Source organism: Salinarimonas sp., from assembly GCF_040111675.1.
In the GTDB taxonomy this organism is placed as follows: Bacteria; Pseudomonadota; Alphaproteobacteria; order Rhizobiales; family Beijerinckiaceae; genus Salinarimonas.
Map to the genome: position 1 here is coordinate 5,170,028 of NZ_CP157794.1, position 15,673 is coordinate 5,185,700.

General features: G+C 71.8%; 20 protein-coding genes. 10 read left to right on the forward strand and 10 right to left on the reverse strand.

What is annotated here, in order from left to right; genetic code table 11:
• Positions 1-2: 2 nt before the first annotated feature.
• From ABL310_RS24035 to ABL310_RS24055, 5 genes are read right to left on the reverse strand one after another with little or no spacing between them, the layout of a single operon-like run.
• The gene (locus tag ABL310_RS24035; RefSeq protein WP_349369517.1) at positions 3-1,013 is read right to left on the reverse strand and encodes an adenosine kinase; all 1,011 of its coding nucleotides are present in this window, start codon (positions 1,011-1,013) and stop codon (positions 3-5) included.
• 7 nt (positions 1,014-1,020) lie between these two features.
• The gene (locus tag ABL310_RS24040; RefSeq protein ID WP_349369518.1) at positions 1,021-1,521 is read right to left on the reverse strand and encodes a helix-turn-helix domain-containing protein; all 501 of its coding nucleotides are present in this window, start codon (positions 1,519-1,521) and stop codon (positions 1,021-1,023) included.
• A 15-nt stretch (positions 1,522-1,536) separates the two neighbouring features.
• Entirely contained in the window at positions 1,537-2,145 is a 609-nt protein-coding gene (locus tag ABL310_RS24045; protein ID WP_349369519.1) for a Smr/MutS family protein, read from the reverse strand.
• On the reverse strand, positions 2,142-3,332 hold the full coding sequence (locus tag ABL310_RS24050) for an MltA domain-containing protein (RefSeq protein WP_349369520.1): 1,191 nt from the start codon (positions 3,330-3,332) through the stop codon (positions 2,142-2,144). Before ABL310_RS24050 ends, ABL310_RS24045 begins: the two co-directional genes overlap by 4 nt.
• Entirely contained in the window at positions 3,329-4,033 is a 705-nt protein-coding gene (locus ABL310_RS24055) for a Tim44/TimA family putative adaptor protein (RefSeq protein ID WP_349369521.1), read from the reverse strand. Before ABL310_RS24055 ends, ABL310_RS24050 begins: the two co-directional genes overlap by 4 nt.
• Before the next feature lie 336 nt (positions 4,034-4,369).
• Between ABL310_RS24055 and secB the strand changes: the two genes are divergently transcribed.
• The 6 genes from secB to ABL310_RS24085 all read left to right on the forward strand — a co-directional run bounded on the left by secB (position 4,370) and on the right by ABL310_RS24085 (position 8,226).
• Positions 4,370-4,894 carry a protein-export chaperone SecB gene (gene secB, locus ABL310_RS24060; RefSeq protein ID WP_349369522.1) on the forward strand — a complete coding sequence of 175 codons (525 nt, stop codon included), beginning with the start codon at positions 4,370-4,372 and terminating at the stop codon, positions 4,892-4,894.
• Positions 4,895-5,039: 145 nt separating this feature from the next.
• On the forward strand, positions 5,040-5,627 hold the full coding sequence (gene hisB, locus ABL310_RS24065; RefSeq protein WP_349369523.1) for an imidazoleglycerol-phosphate dehydratase HisB: 588 nt from the start codon (positions 5,040-5,042) through the stop codon (positions 5,625-5,627).
• Position 5,628: 1 nt separating this feature from the next.
• Positions 5,629-6,117, forward strand: coding sequence for a DUF2628 domain-containing protein (locus tag ABL310_RS24070; RefSeq protein ID WP_349369524.1), 489 nt, complete (start codon positions 5,629-5,631; stop codon positions 6,115-6,117).
• Positions 6,114-6,764: an imidazole glycerol phosphate synthase subunit HisH gene (gene hisH, locus ABL310_RS24075; RefSeq protein WP_349369525.1), complete on the forward strand. Its 651-nt coding sequence runs from the start codon at positions 6,114-6,116 to the stop codon at positions 6,762-6,764. The genes ABL310_RS24070 and hisH overlap by 4 nt, the downstream gene beginning before the upstream one ends.
• Positions 6,752-7,528, forward strand: a complete 777-nt coding sequence (hisA, locus tag ABL310_RS24080) for a 1-(5-phosphoribosyl)-5-[(5-phosphoribosylamino)methylideneamino]imidazole-4-carboxamide isomerase (protein WP_349369526.1) — start codon at positions 6,752-6,754, stop codon at positions 7,526-7,528. The genes hisH and hisA overlap by 13 nt, the downstream gene beginning before the upstream one ends.
• Positions 7,525-8,226, forward strand: a complete 702-nt coding sequence (locus ABL310_RS24085) for a sulfate transporter family protein (RefSeq protein WP_349369527.1) — start codon at positions 7,525-7,527, stop codon at positions 8,224-8,226. The genes hisA and ABL310_RS24085 overlap by 4 nt, the downstream gene beginning before the upstream one ends.
• Here ABL310_RS24085 and ABL310_RS24090 read toward each other — a convergent pair.
• Positions 8,223-8,417 carry a hypothetical protein gene (locus ABL310_RS24090; RefSeq protein ID WP_349369528.1) on the reverse strand — a complete coding sequence of 65 codons (195 nt, stop codon included), beginning with the start codon at positions 8,415-8,417 and terminating at the stop codon, positions 8,223-8,225. The two genes, ABL310_RS24085 and ABL310_RS24090, sit on opposite strands and share 4 nt — an antisense overlap.
• Positions 8,418-8,500: 83 nt before the next feature.
• On the opposite strand from ABL310_RS24090, the gene ABL310_RS24095 reads away from it, so the two are divergent.
• From ABL310_RS24095 to hisD, 4 genes are all read left to right on the forward strand, one after another.
• Complete coding sequence (locus ABL310_RS24095; protein WP_349369529.1) at positions 8,501-8,896, forward strand: DUF5367 family protein; 396 nt, start codon at positions 8,501-8,503, stop codon at positions 8,894-8,896.
• A complete protein-coding gene (gene mmsB, locus ABL310_RS24100; RefSeq protein WP_349372116.1) occupies positions 8,812-9,786 on the forward strand; it encodes a 3-hydroxyisobutyrate dehydrogenase in 975 nt (324 codons plus the stop codon). Before ABL310_RS24095 ends, mmsB begins: the two co-directional genes overlap by 85 nt.
• A 186-nt stretch (positions 9,787-9,972) precedes the next feature.
• Positions 9,973-10,440: a DUF2948 family protein gene (locus tag ABL310_RS24105; RefSeq protein ID WP_349369530.1), complete on the forward strand. Its 468-nt coding sequence runs from the start codon at positions 9,973-9,975 to the stop codon at positions 10,438-10,440.
• On the forward strand, positions 10,440-11,732 hold the full coding sequence (gene hisD, locus ABL310_RS24110; RefSeq protein ID WP_349369531.1) for a histidinol dehydrogenase: 1,293 nt from the start codon (positions 10,440-10,442) through the stop codon (positions 11,730-11,732). Before ABL310_RS24105 ends, hisD begins: the two co-directional genes overlap by 1 nt.
• 34 nt (positions 11,733-11,766) lie before the next feature.
• Here the strand turns inward: hisD and ABL310_RS24115 are convergent, their stop codons facing one another.
• Genes ABL310_RS24115 through ABL310_RS24130 form a run of 4 tightly spaced genes read right to left on the reverse strand, consistent with a single transcriptional unit; the run spans position 11,767 to position 15,631 of the window.
• Positions 11,767-13,092: a branched-chain amino acid ABC transporter permease gene (locus tag ABL310_RS24115; RefSeq protein WP_349369532.1), complete on the reverse strand. Its 1,326-nt coding sequence runs from the start codon at positions 13,090-13,092 to the stop codon at positions 11,767-11,769.
• Positions 13,089-14,102, reverse strand: coding sequence for a branched-chain amino acid ABC transporter permease (locus tag ABL310_RS24120; protein WP_349369533.1), 1,014 nt, complete (start codon positions 14,100-14,102; stop codon positions 13,089-13,091). The genes ABL310_RS24115 and ABL310_RS24120 overlap by 4 nt, the downstream gene beginning before the upstream one ends.
• Before the next feature lie 6 nt (positions 14,103-14,108).
• Positions 14,109-14,813 (reverse strand): ABC transporter ATP-binding protein, encoded by a 705-nt coding sequence (locus ABL310_RS24125; RefSeq protein ID WP_349369534.1) that lies wholly within the window; start codon positions 14,811-14,813, stop codon positions 14,109-14,111.
• Complete coding sequence (locus ABL310_RS24130) at positions 14,810-15,631, reverse strand: ABC transporter ATP-binding protein (protein ID WP_349369535.1); 822 nt, start codon at positions 15,629-15,631, stop codon at positions 14,810-14,812. Before ABL310_RS24130 ends, ABL310_RS24125 begins: the two co-directional genes overlap by 4 nt.
• Positions 15,632-15,673: the final 42 nt, after the last annotated feature.

A 15,673-nucleotide genomic window follows, 5' to 3' on the forward strand; every position in this document is an offset into this window, starting at 1 on the left:
CGTCACATCAGCCCCTCTTCCTGCGCCATGTCCTTCAGGCTGCGCTGCGGGCGGGCGCCGATATGGCCGATCACCTCCGCGGCGGCGAGAGCGCCGAGGCGCCCGCAATCGACGAGATCGCGGTCCTGGACCACGCCGGCGAGGAAGCCGCCGGCATAGAGGTCGCCGGCGCCCGTGAGGTCGACGATCCGGTCCACCGGATGGGCGGCCACCGTCTGCGTGCCCTCGCGGGTGACGATCAGCGAGCCGCGCTCCGAGCGGGTGATCACGCCGACGAAGCGGCCCTGGGCGAAGCCCTCCTCGCGCAGCGCCCGCACCGCCTCGTCCTCGTCGGCGGTCTGGTAGAGCGCCTTGATCTCGTGGGTGTTGGCGAAGAGCACGTCGATCAGGCCGTTGCGGGCGAGCTCGAGGAACTCGTCGCGATAACGGTCGACGCAGAAGGAGTCGGAGAGGCTGAGCGCCACCTTGGCGCCCGCGGCATGGGCGATGGTCGAGGCCTTGCGGAAGGCCTCCTTCGCCGCCGGCGGATCCCAGAGGTAGCCCTCGAGATAGATGATCCGGGCGCTCGCCACCGTCTCCTCGTCGATGTCGTCGGGGGAGAGGTTCTGGCAGGCGCCGAGATAGGTGTTCATGGTGCGCTCGCCGTCGGGCGTCACCAGGATGAAGGAGCGCGCGGTCGCCGGGCCGGCGGGATCGGCGTAGCCGGTGTCGAAGCGCACGCCCGTGGCGTTCATGTCGTGCCGGTAGATCCGGCCGAGCTCGTCGTCCTTCACCTTGCCGATGAAGCCGGCGCGCGCGCCGAGCGAGGCGGCGCCGACGGCGGTGTTGGCGGCGCAGCCGCCGGAGATGATCGCCGCCTGGCCCATGCGGGAATACAGGTCTTCCGCGCGCGCCTCGTCGATCAGGTTCATCGAGCCCTTGTGCAGCTTCTCGGCGACGAGGAAGCCCTCGTCGGTATGGGCGATGACGTCGATGATGGCGTTGCCGAGGGTCAGGACATCGAGCGCGGGCATAAAATCCTCAATTGTGTTCGGGATCGGATGGAGCGTCTTCGGCTGGCGGCGGGTCGAGGTTAGAACGGCTTCTCGTCGATCCGTCAAGGTCGCGGACCGCCCCGGCGCTCGGGTCGTCGCCATCCAGAATAGCAAGGCAGGCGGCGATCCGGGCCTCGCCGAGGCCGTCGATCTCGCGCGCGAGACGGTTGGCGAGGAGGACGGCGTCCGGTCCGCAGCCGGCGGCGGGGATCCGCGGGGCCGGGTCGGACAGCTCGGCGAGCCGCTGCAGCTCGTCCGCCTCGTCCCAGATCACCCCGAAATACTGGATCGTGCCCTGGACCAGGGTGAAGGTCGGCCGCCCGCGCTCGCCGCGCTCCAGCGCCGAGAGATAGGCGCTGGAGACGCCCAGATGCGCGGCCATGTGCTTGAGCTGGAGCCCGCGCGCGGCGCGCAGCGCGCGCACGCGCCGGCCGAACGGGGTCAGCGCGCGGGCGTCGCCGTCCGGATCGCGGGAGCGGCGGGGCATGCGGGCGCGCCCTCCTCAGCGGCCGTTGCGGCGGCGCAGGCGCACGTAGAGCGCGCCCTCCCCGCCGTGATGCGGCGCCGCCGGCTCGAAGCCCACCACGACGCCCCTCAGGTCCGGCTCGCGCAGCCAGTGCGGCACGACCCGGCGCAGCACGCCGCGCTCGTCGAACAGGCTGCCCTCCCCCGGCGGTCCGCCCTTGCCGGTGACCACGAGGACGATGCTCGCGCCCTCCGCCGCTTGGCGACGCAGAAAGCCGAGCAGCGCGAAATGCGCCTCGGCCTGGCGCATGCCGTGCAGGTCGAGCGTGGCGTCGGGGCGCCGGGCGCGGCGGTTGAGGGCGGTGCGCTCCTTGCGGGCGAGGGCGGCGAGCGGGGGGATGGGCGGCGGCGCGGGCGGCCGCGGACGATAGGGCGCCGCCGTCGGCGCCCGGGGCTTCTGCGGGGGCGCCTGCGTGGGGGGGCGCGGCGGCGGCGGCGCGGCCGGCGTCACCTTCGGGGGCGCGGACGTCGCGCTTTCAGCCTCGCGATAGCCGTCTCGCCCCTTCAGCGGCGCGACGTGGCGGATCACGTGGCGCCAGAGGCTCTCCTCCTCCTCGGTGAGCTCGCGCTTGCGCCGCCGGCTCATGGCAGCGCTTCCGGCCGCGGTCGCGGCAGCAGGGCGACGAAGGAGACGCGATGGCGGATCAGGCCCGCCTGCGTGCCGGCCTGCGCCCCCGATCCGGCGAAGTAGTCGCCCCGCGCCGGGCCGAGAATGGCCGAGCCGGTGTCCTGCGCGATCATCAGCCGGGCGAGCGGCGCCTCGCGTCCCTCGGCGTCCGGGATCGCGCCGTCGAGCCAGACCGGAAGGCCGTAGGGCCACAGCGTCCGGTCGACCGCGAGGGAGCGGTGCGGCACGAGCGGCGTTCCCGCCCCGCCGACGGGCCCCAGCGCCGGGTCGTGGTCCTCGAGGAGGCGGAAGAAGATGTAGGAGGCGTTCTCGCGCATCAGCGCGCGCGCCTCCTTCGGATGGTCGCGCAGCCAGGCGAGGAGCCGCTCGAGGCTCATCGCGTCCTTGTCGATGGCGCCGCGCTCCACCAGCAGCCGGCCGATCGAGGTGTAGGGATGGCCGTTGCGGCCGGCGTAGCCGACGCGCAGCACGCGCCCGTCCTCGAGCCGGATGCGCGCCGAGCCCTGGACGTGAACGATGAAGGCCTCGCCGGGCTGCTCCAGCCACACGATCGGCGGGGCGTCGGCGTCGAGCGCGCCTTCCTCGATCGCGGCGCGGGTCGGGACCGGGCGATGGCCGCCCGCGCCGTCGGGCAGCGCCGCCCGAAGGATCGGGTCGAGGCCGGGACGCGTCTCGCCCTCGGCGAGCGAGACCAGCGCGGCCGGCCGGGCGCGAAGGGGGGTCGCGAAGCGGGCGGTGGGGTGGAGCGCGCCCGCGAGCTCGGGCTCGTAATAGCCGGTGAGGAAGCCCGCGCCACCGGGCGGCCGCACGCGGTGGGGCGTGAACCAGGTCTCGAAGAAGGCGCGGGCCGTCTCGGCCGGGGCGTTTTCCGAAAGCTCCAGCGCGGCGCGGCAGGCCGCGGCGAGGTCACCGCTCGCAAGGGCCGCGGGGCGCAGGGCCGCGCGGCCCTCGATCACGAGCGGGCAGGTGAGGCGAAAGGCGGCGAGAGCGGCGGCGTGGTCGTCCTGCGCCCAGCCCGGCAGGTCGGAAAAGGCGAGCCTCTCCAGCCGCGCGCCGCCGACGGCGTCGGCGCCGAGGGTGGGAGCGGGGGCGAGGGTCATCGCGGCGCCGAGCGCGCACAGGCCGAGCGACGCCGCGCGGATCATTGACCCGCTTCGGTCGCCACCAGCTGCCAGTTCGGATCGCGCGCGCCGAGCTGGCGGGCGAAGGTCCACACGTCGGTGACGTCGACCACCTGATCGGCGGAGCCCTCGACCACGTCGCCGGCGGCCGAGCGCGTCACCGAGATCAGCTCGGAGACGATCCGCACCGTGATCTGGGCGGTCTTGCCCTTCACCTCGGCGGCGGTGATCTCGGCCTTGTCGATGGCGACGAAGGTGGTCTCCGCCTTCTCGCCTCGGGTCTCCCGGTCGGCGATGGCCGCCTCGAAGCCGTCGTAGACCTCCTTCGAGAGGAGGTCCTTGAGCGTCTTGCGGTCGCCGGCGGCGAAGGCGGTCACGATCATCTCGTAGGCCATCTTGGCGCCTTCGAGGAACTCGCGGCCGTTGAATTGCGGCTCCTGGCGGGCGATCTCGTCGAGGCCCTCCGTCACCGCCGCGCCGGGGGCGGCGACGCCCTTCCAGCGGTCGGGAGAGGAGGGCGCCCCGGCCGAGCCGTTCGGCAGGCGCACGACATTGTCGCCGCCGCCGGAGCGCGCGCCGCGGGAGCCGGGCGTTTCGCGTCCGAACGCGTCTCGGGGCGGTTTCTCGTTCCCGGTCTTGGTGCCGAGCACGGACCGCAGCCGCCAGATCACGAAGACGGCGAGCGCGAGAAAGATGAGCGTCGTGAGGTCGAAAGACTCTTGCATCGTCGGTCCGGCCTGGAAATCCCCGGAAGTCGGGCCTCGGGTCTCGGCGCGCCGGCGGCGGAGATCGCTCCCCACCACGCGCCGCGCCCATCTGCGCATATGGGCAACGAGCGTCGTAACATCCACCCATCGCGGCGACAAGCAGCCGCGATGAGCGGCTTTTTCGCACGTCGCCTCCCCAGACTACCGGCAAGAGTGGCGAGCCTTTGACGGGGCCGCCCGCGCTTGTTCCCATCCGAGAGACGTGTTAGCGCGCTGTGCGCATGGGCCGGCGGGCGCTCCGCCAGGCCGTACCGCGCCCGGCCGGGCGCCCTCGCAGCAAATCGGAGACGAGAGATGGCCGACACCCCGGCGACCAATGGCGCGCAGGACAACGCCGCAGCCGAGACCACCGCCCCCTCGCTGAACGCGCTCGCGCAGTACACCAAGGACTTCTCCTTCGAGAACCCGACCGCGCCGCGTTCGCTCGCGCCGCAGCAGGCCCAGCCGAAGATCGGCATCCAGGTCAACGTGAACGCCAAGCAGATGAGCGAGACCGACTACGAGGTCGAGCTCAAGCTCGAGGGCGACGCCAAGACGGACGACGCCGTCATGTTCAAGTTCGAGCTGACCTATGCGGGTGTCTTCCGCGTCAAGAACGTGCCCAAGGAGCAGCTCCATCCGGTCGTGATGATCGAGTGCCCGCGCCTGCTGTTCCCCTTCGCCCGCCAGATCGTGGCGGAATCGGTGCGCAACGGCGGCTTCCCGCCGCTCTACATCGACCCGATCGACTTCGTGGCCCTCTACCGCCAGCGCGTCGCCGCCGCCCAGCAGGCCGCCGCGACGCAGGGCGGGGCCCCCGGCGGCACGCAGAACGCCTGATCCGTCGCGCGTCGCGCGGGCCGATCGAGAGCGCCTCCGGACGTCGCCGTCCGGAGGCGTTTCGCATTCCGGGGCGCGGCCCGCTGGCCTTCCGGCCCGGCGCTTGCTAGAACGCGCGCCCGACCACGAAACGGGACGAACCGCCATGCGCGCCGCGCGCGTCGACCGCCGCACCTCGGAGACGCAGATCGCCCTCTCCCTTTCCCTCGACGGCGAGGGCGAGGCGACGATCGCGACCGGGGTCGGATTCTTCGACCACATGCTCGACCTCCTCGCCCGCCATGCCCTCTTCGACCTCGAGGTCGACGCCAAGGGCGACACGCACGTGGACGATCACCACACGGTGGAGGACGTCGGCATCGCGCTCGGCCAGGCCTTCCGCGAGGCGCTGGGCGACAAGCGCGGCATCGCCCGCTACGCGACCGTTCACCTGCCCATGGACGAGGCGCTCACCCGCGTGTCGGTGGACATCTCCGGCCGGCCCTTCCTCGTCTTCCGCACCGCCTTCCCGACGCAGAAGATCGGGACGTTCGACACCGAGCTCGTGCGCGAGTGGTTCCAGGCCTTCGCCTCGAACGCCGGCATCACGCTGCATGTCGAGACGCTGTACGGCGACAACTCCCACCACATCGCCGAGAGCTGCTTCAAGGGCCTCGCCCGGGCCTTGCGCGCGGCGATCGCCCTCGACCCGCGCGAGGCGGACCGCATCCCCTCGACCAAGGGAGCGCTCTAGCATGCGCACCTACACGGTCCACCTGCCGCGCGACGCGAAGCCCGGCGACCCGGCGGCCTACGAGCGCGCGACCCTGGTGCGGGACGGCTTCAACTGGGCGGCGTTCTTCTTCTCGGTGCTGTGGATGCTCTGGCACCGGCTCTGGCTCGCCGCGCTGCTCACGCTCATCGTGCTCGTCGCCTTCTCGATGGCGCTCGACGCGCTCGGGATCGCCCAGGACATGGCGGCGCTCGCGAGCCTGCTGCTGGCGAGCCTGATCGGGCTCGAGGCCTCGACCCTGCGGCGCTGGACCTACGCCCGCCGCGGCATGCCGATCGTGGACGTGGTCTCGGCGCCGGATCACGACGCGGCGGACGCGCTCGCCTGCCGGCGCTTCATGGACCGCGCCGCCGCCGCGGCCTCCGTTCCGGTCCCGCCGCCGCTGCCCCCGCGGGCGGCGCGCCGGGAGGAGATCGCGCCGTTCGGCTTCTCCGCGGAGGGCGCGCGATGAGCGTCGCGATCGTCGATTACGGCTCGGGCAACCTGCATTCCGCGCAGAAGGCCTTCGAGCGCGCCGCCCGCGAGGCGGGCCTCGCCATGGCGGTGCAGGTGACGAGCGATCCCGCCGCCGTGCTCGACGCCGAGCGCGTCGTGCTCCCCGGCGTGGGCGCCTTCGCCGATTGCCGGCGCGGGCTCGATTCGGTGCCGGGCATGGTCGAGGCGCTCACCGAGAAGGTGAAGGGCCGCGGCGCGCCGTTCCTGGGCATCTGCGTGGGCATGCAGCTCCTCGCCTCGCGCGGGCTCGAGCACGTCACGACGCTCGGGCTCGGCTGGATCCCCGGCGACGTCGCCGCGATCCGCCCGGGCGACCCGGCCCTGAAGATCCCGCACATGGGCTGGAACGTGCTCGAGGCGCGCCGCGCCCATCCGCTGCTCGACGGAATTCCCACCGGCGATGGCGGGCTGCACGCCTATTTCGTGCATTCCTACGCGCTGACGCCGGACAATCCCGACGACGTCGTCGCGACGACGGACTACGGCGGCCCCATCACCGCCATCGTCGCCCGCGACAACGTCGCCGGCACCCAGTTCCACCCCGAGAAGAGCCAGACGCTCGGGCTCGCTCTCATCGCCAACTTCCTGAGGTGGCGCCCGTGATCCTCTTCCCCGCCATCGACCTCAAGGAAGGCCGCTGCGTGCGCCTGATCCAGGGCGACATGGAGCAGGCGACCGTCTTCAACGACGATCCCGCCGCGCAGGCGCGCGCCTTCGAGGCCCAGGGCTTCTCCTGGCTGCACGTGGTCGATCTCGACGGCGCCTTCGCCGGCAAGCCGATGAACGCGGCCGCAGTCGACGGCATCCTCACCGACGTCTCGCTGCCCGTGCAGCTCGGCGGCGGCGTGCGCGACATGCGCACCGTCGAGGGTTGGCTCGAGAAGGGCGTGGCGCGCATCGTCATCGGCACCGCCGCCGTGCGCGATCCCGCCTTCGTGCGCGAGGCGGCCCGGCGCCACCCCGGCAAGATCGCGGTCGGCATCGACGCCAAGGACGGCTACGTCGCCGTCGAGGGCTGGGCGCAGACCTCGCATCTCACCGCCGAGGAGCTCGGCCGACGCTTCGAGGACGCGGGCGTCGCGGCCATCGTCTACACCGACATCGCCCGCGACGGCATCCTCAAGGGTCTCAACATCGAGATGACGCTCGCGCTGGCGAACGCCGTCTCGATCCCGGTCATCGCGTCCGGCGGCCTCGCCTCGATCGACGACGTGGCGCGCCTGCTCGAGCCCGACTGCGCGGCGCTGGCCGGCGCCATCAGCGGCCGGGCGCTCTACGACGGGCGGATCGATCCGGCGGAGGCGCTCGCTATGATCGCCGCGGCGCAGACGGCGCGCGGAGAGGGCGCGTCGCAGCCCGCCGGATGATCCTCGCGTCCGCCATCGCCGCGCTCCGCCAGGTCGCCTCCCCCGGCCTGCGCGGCATCCTTTGGAAGTCGATCGGGCTCACCCTGCTCCTGCTCGCGATCCTGTGGGCGGCGGCGACGCGCGGCGTCGACTGGCTGCTCGCGCAGGAAACCTGGACCGACGCCTATCCGTGGATCGATACGCTCGGCGTCGTGCTGGCCGGCGCGGGGCTCCTGATCGGCGTGCTCTACCTGATCCCGGGCGTCTCGGCGCTGGTCGCCTCGGTCTTCGCCGACGAGGCCGCGGCGGTGGTGGAGCGCACGGACTTCCCCGGCGACAAGCCCGGCACCGAGCTGCCGCTCCTGCCCTCCATCGTCTACGGCCTGCGCTTCTTCGGCGTGACGCTGCTGGTCAACCTGGTCGCGCTCGCGCTCCTGCTGGTGCCGCTCGTCAACATCGCGGCCTTCTTCCTGGCCAACGCCTACCTGCTCTCGCGCGAATATTTCGAGCTCGCCGCCGGCCGCCACCGCCCGCGGGCCGAGGCGATCGCGCTGCGCCGCCGCAATGCGGGCCGGGTGTTCCTGGGAGGGGCGGTGATCGCGGGGTTCCTGCTGATCCCGATCGTCAACCTGGCGACGCCGATGTTCGGGGTCGCGCTGATGACGCATCTGTACAAGCGGATCGAGCGGGCGGAGGGGAAGGGCGTTCGGGCAGTCTAGCGGCAGCGCTTCGGCTTCGCCGAGCGCGCCTTCGGGCGCTCCGAACCCGGTTGATCGTCCGCGGGCCCCAGGCATGCGCGATGGAAGCGGCGCATGGTCGCGTCGTCGATCCCGCCGACGCGATGGATCGCTTCCATCGCCTTGTGCACCGACCGGAGCCGGTTACTGCCGTATTTCGACGCCGCCGCCATCGCGAACCCCTCTTCGGACGAAGCTTGACACGCCCGCCCCCGCCCGTCACCTCGGCCGTGACTCCTCCGCAACGGGAGCCCCCATGCGCCCCCTCCTCATCGGCCTCCTCCTCACAGCCGTCCTCTTCGCCGTCTTCCACACCGCCGGCCCGCTGTTCTTCCTCGACACGACGGCGTCGTTCCAGGCGAACTTCGTCGCGGGCGGGGTCCTCGGCCTCGCGCTCGGGCTCGGGACGCCCTGGATCGCCGGGCGTCCGCGCACGCGGGCCGTGCGCGCCGCGGCCTTGATCCTCACCCCGCTTCTGCTCGTCATGGCGGCCGTCGCGTCGCATTTCGCGGTCTTCTTCCCCGCCCTCGATCCGGCCCTCGACAAGGTCTTCGGCTCGTGGATGCTGTGGGTGGCGGGCTTCGCGCTGATCGGCGCGCTGATCGTCGAGACGCGCGGGACGCGGAAGAGCACACCGGGAGAGACGCCATGACGACCACCATCGCCTTCATCGGGCTCGGCAACATGGGCGGGCCGATGGCCGCCAACCTCGTGAAGGCGGGGCACGCCGTGCGCGGCTTCGACCTCTCCCCCGCGGCCCAGGACGCCGCCCGCGAGGCCGGCGCGAGCGTCGCGGCGAGCGCGACGGAGGCGGTGAGCGGGGCGGACGTCGTCGTCACCATGCTGCCCGCGGGCAGGCACGTGAAGGCGGTGTGGGAGGAGATCCTCCCCGCCTGCGCCGCGGGCGCGCTGCTGATCGATTCCTCCACCATCGACGTCGACAGCGCGCGGGCCGCGCACGCCATGGCGGAGGCCGCCGGCTGCCTGTCCATCGACGCGCCGGTCTCCGGCGGGGTCGGCGGGGCGGCGGCGGGGACGCTGACCTTCATGGCCGGCGGATCGGATGCGGCCTTCGCCGAGGCGAAGCCGGTGCTCGAGGCGATGGGCAGGAAGATCGTCCATTGCGGCGGCCCCGGCGCCGGCCAGGCGGCGAAGATCTGCAACAACATGATCCTCGGCATCTCGATGATCGGCGTGGCCGAGGCCTTCGCGCTCGGCGAGACGCTCGGCCTCTCGCACCAGGCGCTGTTCGACGTGGCCTCGACCTCGTCGGGCCAGTGCTGGTCGCTGACCACCTATTGCCCGGTGCCGGGCCCGGTGCCGACCTCGCCCGCCAACAACGGCTACGAGCCGGGCTTTTCGGCCGAGCTCATGCTCAAGGACCTGCGCCTCGCCCAGGCCGCCGCCAATACGACCGGCGCCGCGACCCCGCTCGGCGCGGAAGCCGCGCAGCTCTACGCGCTCTTCGCCGGCCAGGGCCACGGCGGGCGGGATTTTTCGGCGATCGTGGAATGGCTGCGGGGGATGGGGGTCGGGAAGTAAGGCGGCTCACAGCCGCGTCCTGCTGCCGGCGTCCTGCAGAATGCCGTTCGCGGTGTGGCGGCCGCGCGCCCGCATCATGATGCCGCGCGGGGGCGATCTCGGCAACGGTTCCGGCCCCACCCCGTTGCGCCTGCCCCCTCGGGTCTCTATCTCAGCTGAAACCCCACTCCGCCAAGGTGTGACCCGATGGATCTCCTCAAGCTGGTCGCGTTCGACGAGGAAGACCTCGCCGTATTGTCGGCCCACCTCCAGGACGCCGCTCTGCGCGTGGAGGACGTCGCCTTCCTGCCCAAGGAGCGCCGCTTCGCGCTGTGCGCGCGCCGCTTCGACTGGGAGAGCGACCCGGCCGAGCCCCCGCGCCGTCGCCTGACCGGCATCCATTTCGACCGCGTGCAGAACGCGCGCTGCAGGAACATGGACCCGCGCCGCAAGGACGAGGTGCTCAACCTCCTCGCCGTCACCTTCGAGCCGACGACGGCTCCCTCCGGCGTCGTGACGTTGATCTTCTCGGAGGATCGCGCGATCCGGCTCGAGGTCGAGTGCATCGAGGCGCAGATGAAGGACATGGGCCCGGTCTGGGAGGTGGAGAGCCGCCCGGAGCACGCGCCGCCCGTGATCCTCGACCAGGCCCCCGCGTCCGGGGGCAAGGCCTGATGCCCGTTCGTCTCGATGCGCGCGCGGCGGAGTTCGGCCGCGCCTTCGACGCGCTCCTCGGCATGAAGCGCGAGATCTCGGAAGAGGTGGACGACGTCGTGCGCGCCATCATCGCCGACGTCGTCGCCCGCGGCGATAAGGCCTTGATCGACTACACGCAGCGCTTCGACCGGCTCTCGCTCACCCCCGGGACCCTGCGGGTCACCGACGGCGAGCTCGAGGCGGCGGCCGCCGCCTGCGACGCCGACACACTGGCGGCGCTCCACCTCGCCAAGGAGCGCATCGAGACCTACCACGCCGCCCAGAAGCCGGCGGACACGCGCACCACAGACGCCCTCGGCGTCACCATGGGCTGGCGCTGGACCGCGGTCGAGGCGGCCGGGCTCTACGTGCCGGGCGGCACGGCGAGCTATCCTTCGTCCGTTCTGATGAACGCCGTGCCGGCGCGTGTCGCCGGCGTCGAGCGCATCGTCATGGTCGCGCCGACGCCGGACGGGAAGGTCAACCCGCTGGTGCTCGCCGCCGCCAAGGTGGCGGGCGTCGACGAGGTCTACCGCATCGGCGGGGCCCAGGCGATCGCGGCGCTCGCCTTCGGCACCGCGACGATCGCGCCGGTGGCGAAGATCGTCGGCCCGGGCAACGCCTACGTCGCCGCCGCCAAGCGCCGCGTCTTCGGGCAGGTGGGCATCGACATGATCGCCGGCCCCTCCGAGGTGCTGATCCTCGCCGACGGCGACGCCAACCCGGACTGGGTCGCGGCCGACCTCCTCGCCCAGGCGGAGCACGACACGGCGGCGCAGGCGATCCTCGTCACCGACAGCCCCGCCCTGGCGGACGCGGTGGAGGCCGCCGTCGAGCGGGCGCTCGCCACGATGTCCCGCGCCGAGATCGCCCGCGCTTCCTGGCGGGACTACGGCGCCATCGTCGTCGTGCCGGATCTGGACGGCGCGATCCCGCTCGTCGACCGGCTGGCGCCGGAGCATCTCGAGATCGAGACGGCGGACCCCGAGCGCCTGGCCGCGAAGGTCCGCAACGCCGGCTCGATCTTTCTCGGCGCCCATACGCCGGAGGCCATCGGGGACTATGTCGGCGGGCCGAACCACGTGCTGCCCACCGCCCGCTCGGCGCGCTTCTCCTCGGGCCTCTCGGTGCTCGACTTCATGAAGCGCTCGTCGATCCTCTCCTGCACGCCCGACGCCCTGCGGGCGCTGGGGCCCGCGGCGATCGCGCTGGGGAAGAGCGAGGGCCTCGACGGCCACGCGCGCTCGGTGGCGATCCGGCTCAATCTCTGAACGACGCCGGCCGGCGCGCGAGGGGCTCGACCTCTCACACCGGCGGGCGGGCCGTGCCGGTCTTCTCCGGCAGGATGCCGCGGGGCGAGAAGCGCAGCACGGTGAGCAGGATCGCGCCCATCAGGAACAGGCGCAGGTGCGGCGCGGAATCGATCAGGTGCTGGCGCAGCGCGTCGCCCTGCTCCATCCCGGCCGTGATCGTGCTCATCAGCCACAGGCCCGCCGGCTCCGCCTGCACCCAGACGAACCAGATCACGAAGGCGCCGAGCACGGCGCCCATGTTGTTGCCCGACCCGCCGAGGATCACCATCACCCAGATCAGGAAGGTGAAGCGCAGCGGGTTGTAGGTGCCCGGCGTGAACTGGCCGTCGAGCGTCACCAGCATCGCGCCGGCGAGGCCGACCACGGCCGATCCGATGACGAAGACCTGCAGATGCCGGCGGGTGACGTCCTTGCCCATGGCGGCGGCCGCGTCGCGATTGTCGCGGATGGCGCGCATCATCCGGCCCCAGGGCGAGTTCAGCGCCCGCTCGGCCAGGACGAGCAGCACGATCAGCACGACGGCGAACAGCGCGGTGTAGACGAGGGACACCGCGAGCGAGGAGGCCGTCGTCGCCGGCAGGCCGAGCCCGGTGGCGAAATCGACGAAGGCGGGGTCCTGCTGCAGCGCGATCTCGTAGGGCGCCGGGCGCGGCAGGCCGGTGACGTTCTTGACGCCGCGGGTGAGCCAGGCCTCGTTCTTGAGAAGCGCGAGGATGATCTCGGAGATGCCGAGCGTGGCGATGGCGAGATAATCCGAGCGCAGGCCGAGCGCCACCTTGCCGATCAGCCAGGCCCCGCCCGCCGCGAACAAGGCGCCGACGATCCAGGCGAGCAGGATCGGCAGGCCCAGCCCGCCGAGATAGCCGGTCGACGCGCTCTCGTAGCCCTCGATCGCCTCCGTCGCCTGGTCGCCGAAAAAGCGGATGACGAAATACCCGACCACGACGACGAGCAGGGTCGCGAGCGTGCGCCGGCCGCTCGGCAGCTTCGCCCGCACCAGGAGCGCCGCGCCGATCGTGGCGAGCAGCGCCAAGGCCGCGAAGAGAAGGTTCCACGAGCCCGCCGCCCATGCGCCCGGGACCGGGGGCATCGAGACGATCACCGCCGCGACGCCGCCGAGCGCGGCGAAGCCCATGACGCCGACGTTGAAGAGGCCGGCATAGCCCCATTGCATGTTCACGCCGAGCGCCATGATCGCCGAGATCAGCGACAGGTTCAGGATCGCGAGCGCGAGCGTCCAGCTCTGGAAGAACCCGACGCCGAGGAGCGCCGCCGCCATCGCGGCGAAGGCGAGGGGAGTGCGAAGCGCCGGGCTCATATCACGCGTCCCCGCAGGATGCCGGTCGGCCGGATGAGCAGGACCAGGACCAGGATGATGAAGGAGATGGCGAACTTGTAGTCCGTCGAGAGCAGCTGGGCGAGCCCGTCCGGCATCCATTGCTCGGGAACGACGTATTGCAGCACACGGCGGTAGGCGTAGGTGAGCCCGACTTCCGAGAAGGCGACGACGAAGCCGCCGATCACCGCGCCGAAGGGCTTGCCGATGCCGCCCACGATGGCGGCGGCGAAGATCGGCAGGAGCAACTGGAAATAGTTGAACGGCCGGAAGCTCTTGTCGAGCCCGTAGAGCACGCCGGCGAGGGTGGCGAGGGTCGCCGCCAGCGCCCAGGTGATCAGCACCACGCGCTTGGGATCGATGCCGGAGAGCAGCGCCAGGTCCTCGTTGTCCGAGAAGGCGCGCATCGCCTTGCCGGTGCGGGTGCGCTGCAGGAACCAGAACAGCGCCAGCATCGCGAGGATGGCCACGACGACCGTCAGGAGCTGGCTCGATCGCAGCGCCAGGCCCTCGTCGAGCCCGGTGAGGGCCTCGAACTCGTTGGGGCGGATGATGAAGCGCTCGCCGTCCTCGAAGCGTCGGTCCTCGACGCCGATGAAGAAGCGCACCAGCGCATTGTAGACGAACATCACCCCCACGGAGACGATGACGAAGACGACCGGCGCCGAGCGCCGCTGGCGGTAGAAGCGATAGACCACCCGGTCGGTGCCGAGCGCCAGCAGCACGGCGGCGAGGACGCCGAGCGGCAGGACGAGGAGCGCCGTCGGCAGCGGGTGAATGCCGATGCCCATCGCCTGCAGCCACCAGGTTCCCAGGATCGTCGCCATGGTCCCGAAGGCCATCAGGTCGCCGTGCGCGAAGTTCGAGAAGCGCAGGACGGCGTAGATCAGGGTGACGCCGAGCGCGCCGAGCGCGAGCTGCGCGCCGTAGGCGGCGGCCGGGATGATTACGAAATTCGACAGCACCACGAAGGCGTTGAGGAGATTCTCCACGGGTCGTCAGCCTCCGAGGAAGGTGCGGCGGACCTCCGGATCCGCGAGCAGCGCGGCGCCGGTGTCGGTGTAGCGGTTGCGGCCCTGGACGAGGACGTAGCCCCGGTCGGCGATCTCGAGCGCCTGGCGGGCGTTCTGCTCCACCATCAGGATGGCGATGCCGGTCGCGGCCACGTCGAGGATCTTGTCGAAGAGCTCGTCCATCACGATGGGCGAGACGCCCGCGGTGGGCTCGTCGAGCATCAGCACCTTCGGCTTCGTCATCAGCGCGCGGCCCACCGCCACCTGCTGGCGCTGCCCGCCGGAGAGCTCGCCCGCCGGCTGGCGGCGCTTCTCGCGCAGGATGGGGAAGAGCGCGAAGACCTGCTCCATCGTCTCCCGATAGTCGTCGGTCCGGATGTAGGCGCCCATCTCGAGGTTCTCCTCGACGGTGAGGGCGCGAAACACGTTGTTCGTCTGCGGCACGAAGCCCATCCCGGCGACGACCCGCTCCTGCGGCGACAGGGCGGAGATGTCGCGCCCGTCGAGCGTGATCGATCCCAGCCGCAGCGACAGCATGCCGAAGATCGCCTTCATGGCGGTGGACTTGCCCGCGCCGTTCGGCCCGACGATGACGGCGATCTCGCCCCTCTCCACCCCGATCGTGCAGTCGTGGAGGATGTCGGCGCCGCCGTAGCCGCCGGTCATGTGCGCGCCCGCGAGGAAGCTCATGCGGACGCTCCCGGCTGGGCGGCGGGCGCATCGGGCCGCTCCGTGCGCGGGCGACGCTTCTTCAGGCCCCGCCCGAGATAGGCCTCGATCACGCGCTCGTCGGCGCGCACGGCGTCCGGATGCCCTTGGGTGAGGACCGAGCCCTCCGCCATGACGATGACGGGGTCGCACAGGCGCCCGATGAAGTCCATGTCGTGCTCGATCATGCAGAAGGTGTAGCCGCGCTCGCGGTTGAGCCGCTCGATGGCGTGGCCGATGGTCTTGAGCAGCGTGCGGTTCACGCCCGCGCCGACCTCGTCCAGGAAGACGATCTTGGCGTCGACCATCATGGTGCGGCCGAGCTCGAGCAGCTTCTTCTGGCCGCCGGAGAGATTGCCGGCGAGCTCGTCGGCGACGTGGTTGAGGTGCAGGAAGTGCAGAACCTCCTCCGCCTTCTCGTAGAGCGCCCGCTCCTGGGCGGCGATCTCCTTGCGGCGGAACCAGGCGTTCCACAGCGTCTCGCCGGTCTGGCGATCGGGCACCGTCATCAGGTTCTCGCGCACCGTGAGCGTCGGGAACTCGTGGGCGATCTGGAAGGTGCGCAGCAGGCCGCGGCGGAACAGGGCGTGCGGCGGCAAGCCGGTGACGTCCTCGCCGTCGAGATAGACGCGCCCCGCCGTCGGCGCGTAATGGCCGGCGATGACGTTGAACAGCGTCGTCTTTCCGGCGCCGTTGGGGCCGATCAGCCCGGTGATCGAGCCTTTCTCGATCTTCAGGCTCGCCCCGTTGACGGCCTTGATGCCGCCGAAGCTCAAGTGCAGGTCGTCGACGCGGATCATGACGCACATCCCTCGTGCGACGCCGGCCCGGGCGGGCCCGGG

Bases quoted from the DNA above. Each gene is read 5' to 3' on its own strand.
- ABL310_RS24050 (WP_349369520.1), bottom strand. From the start codon at position 3,332: ATGATCCGCGCGGCGTCGCTCGGCCTGTGCGCGCTCGGCGCCGCGATG.
- ABL310_RS24125 (WP_349369534.1), bottom strand. From the start codon at position 14,813: ATGAGCTTCCTCGCGGGCGCGCACATGACCGGCGGCTACGGCGGCGCC.
- ABL310_RS24090 (WP_349369528.1), bottom strand. From the start codon at position 8,417: ATGGCGGCGGCGTCGAAATACGGCAGTAACCGGCTCCGGTCGGTGCAC.
- ABL310_RS24045 (WP_349369519.1), bottom strand. From the start codon at position 2,145: ATGAGCCGGCGGCGCAAGCGCGAGCTCACCGAGGAGGAGGAGAGCCTC.
- ABL310_RS24035 (WP_349369517.1), bottom strand. From the start codon at position 1,013: ATGCCCGCGCTCGATGTCCTGACCCTCGGCAACGCCATCATCGACGTC.
- hisB (WP_349369523.1), top strand. From the start codon at position 5,040: ATGCGCGCCGCGCGCGTCGACCGCCGCACCTCGGAGACGCAGATCGCC.
- secB (WP_349369522.1), top strand. From the start codon at position 4,370: ATGGCCGACACCCCGGCGACCAATGGCGCGCAGGACAACGCCGCAGCC.
- ABL310_RS24070 (WP_349369524.1), top strand. From the start codon at position 5,629: ATGCGCACCTACACGGTCCACCTGCCGCGCGACGCGAAGCCCGGCGAC.
- ABL310_RS24115 (WP_349369532.1), bottom strand. From the start codon at position 13,092: ATGAGCCCGGCGCTTCGCACTCCCCTCGCCTTCGCCGCGATGGCGGCG.
- ABL310_RS24130 (WP_349369535.1), bottom strand. From the start codon at position 15,631: ATGATCCGCGTCGACGACCTGCACTTGAGCTTCGGCGGCATCAAGGCC.
- ABL310_RS24105 (WP_349369530.1), top strand. From the start codon at position 9,973: ATGGATCTCCTCAAGCTGGTCGCGTTCGACGAGGAAGACCTCGCCGTA.
- ABL310_RS24085 (WP_349369527.1), top strand. From the start codon at position 7,525: ATGATCCTCGCGTCCGCCATCGCCGCGCTCCGCCAGGTCGCCTCCCCC.
- ABL310_RS24040 (WP_349369518.1), bottom strand. From the start codon at position 1,521: ATGCCCCGCCGCTCCCGCGATCCGGACGGCGACGCCCGCGCGCTGACC.
- hisD (WP_349369531.1), top strand. From the start codon at position 10,440: ATGCCCGTTCGTCTCGATGCGCGCGCGGCGGAGTTCGGCCGCGCCTTC.
- ABL310_RS24055 (WP_349369521.1), bottom strand. From the start codon at position 4,033: ATGCAAGAGTCTTTCGACCTCACGACGCTCATCTTTCTCGCGCTCGCC.
- ABL310_RS24095 (WP_349369529.1), top strand. From the start codon at position 8,501: ATGCGCCCCCTCCTCATCGGCCTCCTCCTCACAGCCGTCCTCTTCGCC.
- hisH (WP_349369525.1), top strand. From the start codon at position 6,114: ATGAGCGTCGCGATCGTCGATTACGGCTCGGGCAACCTGCATTCCGCG.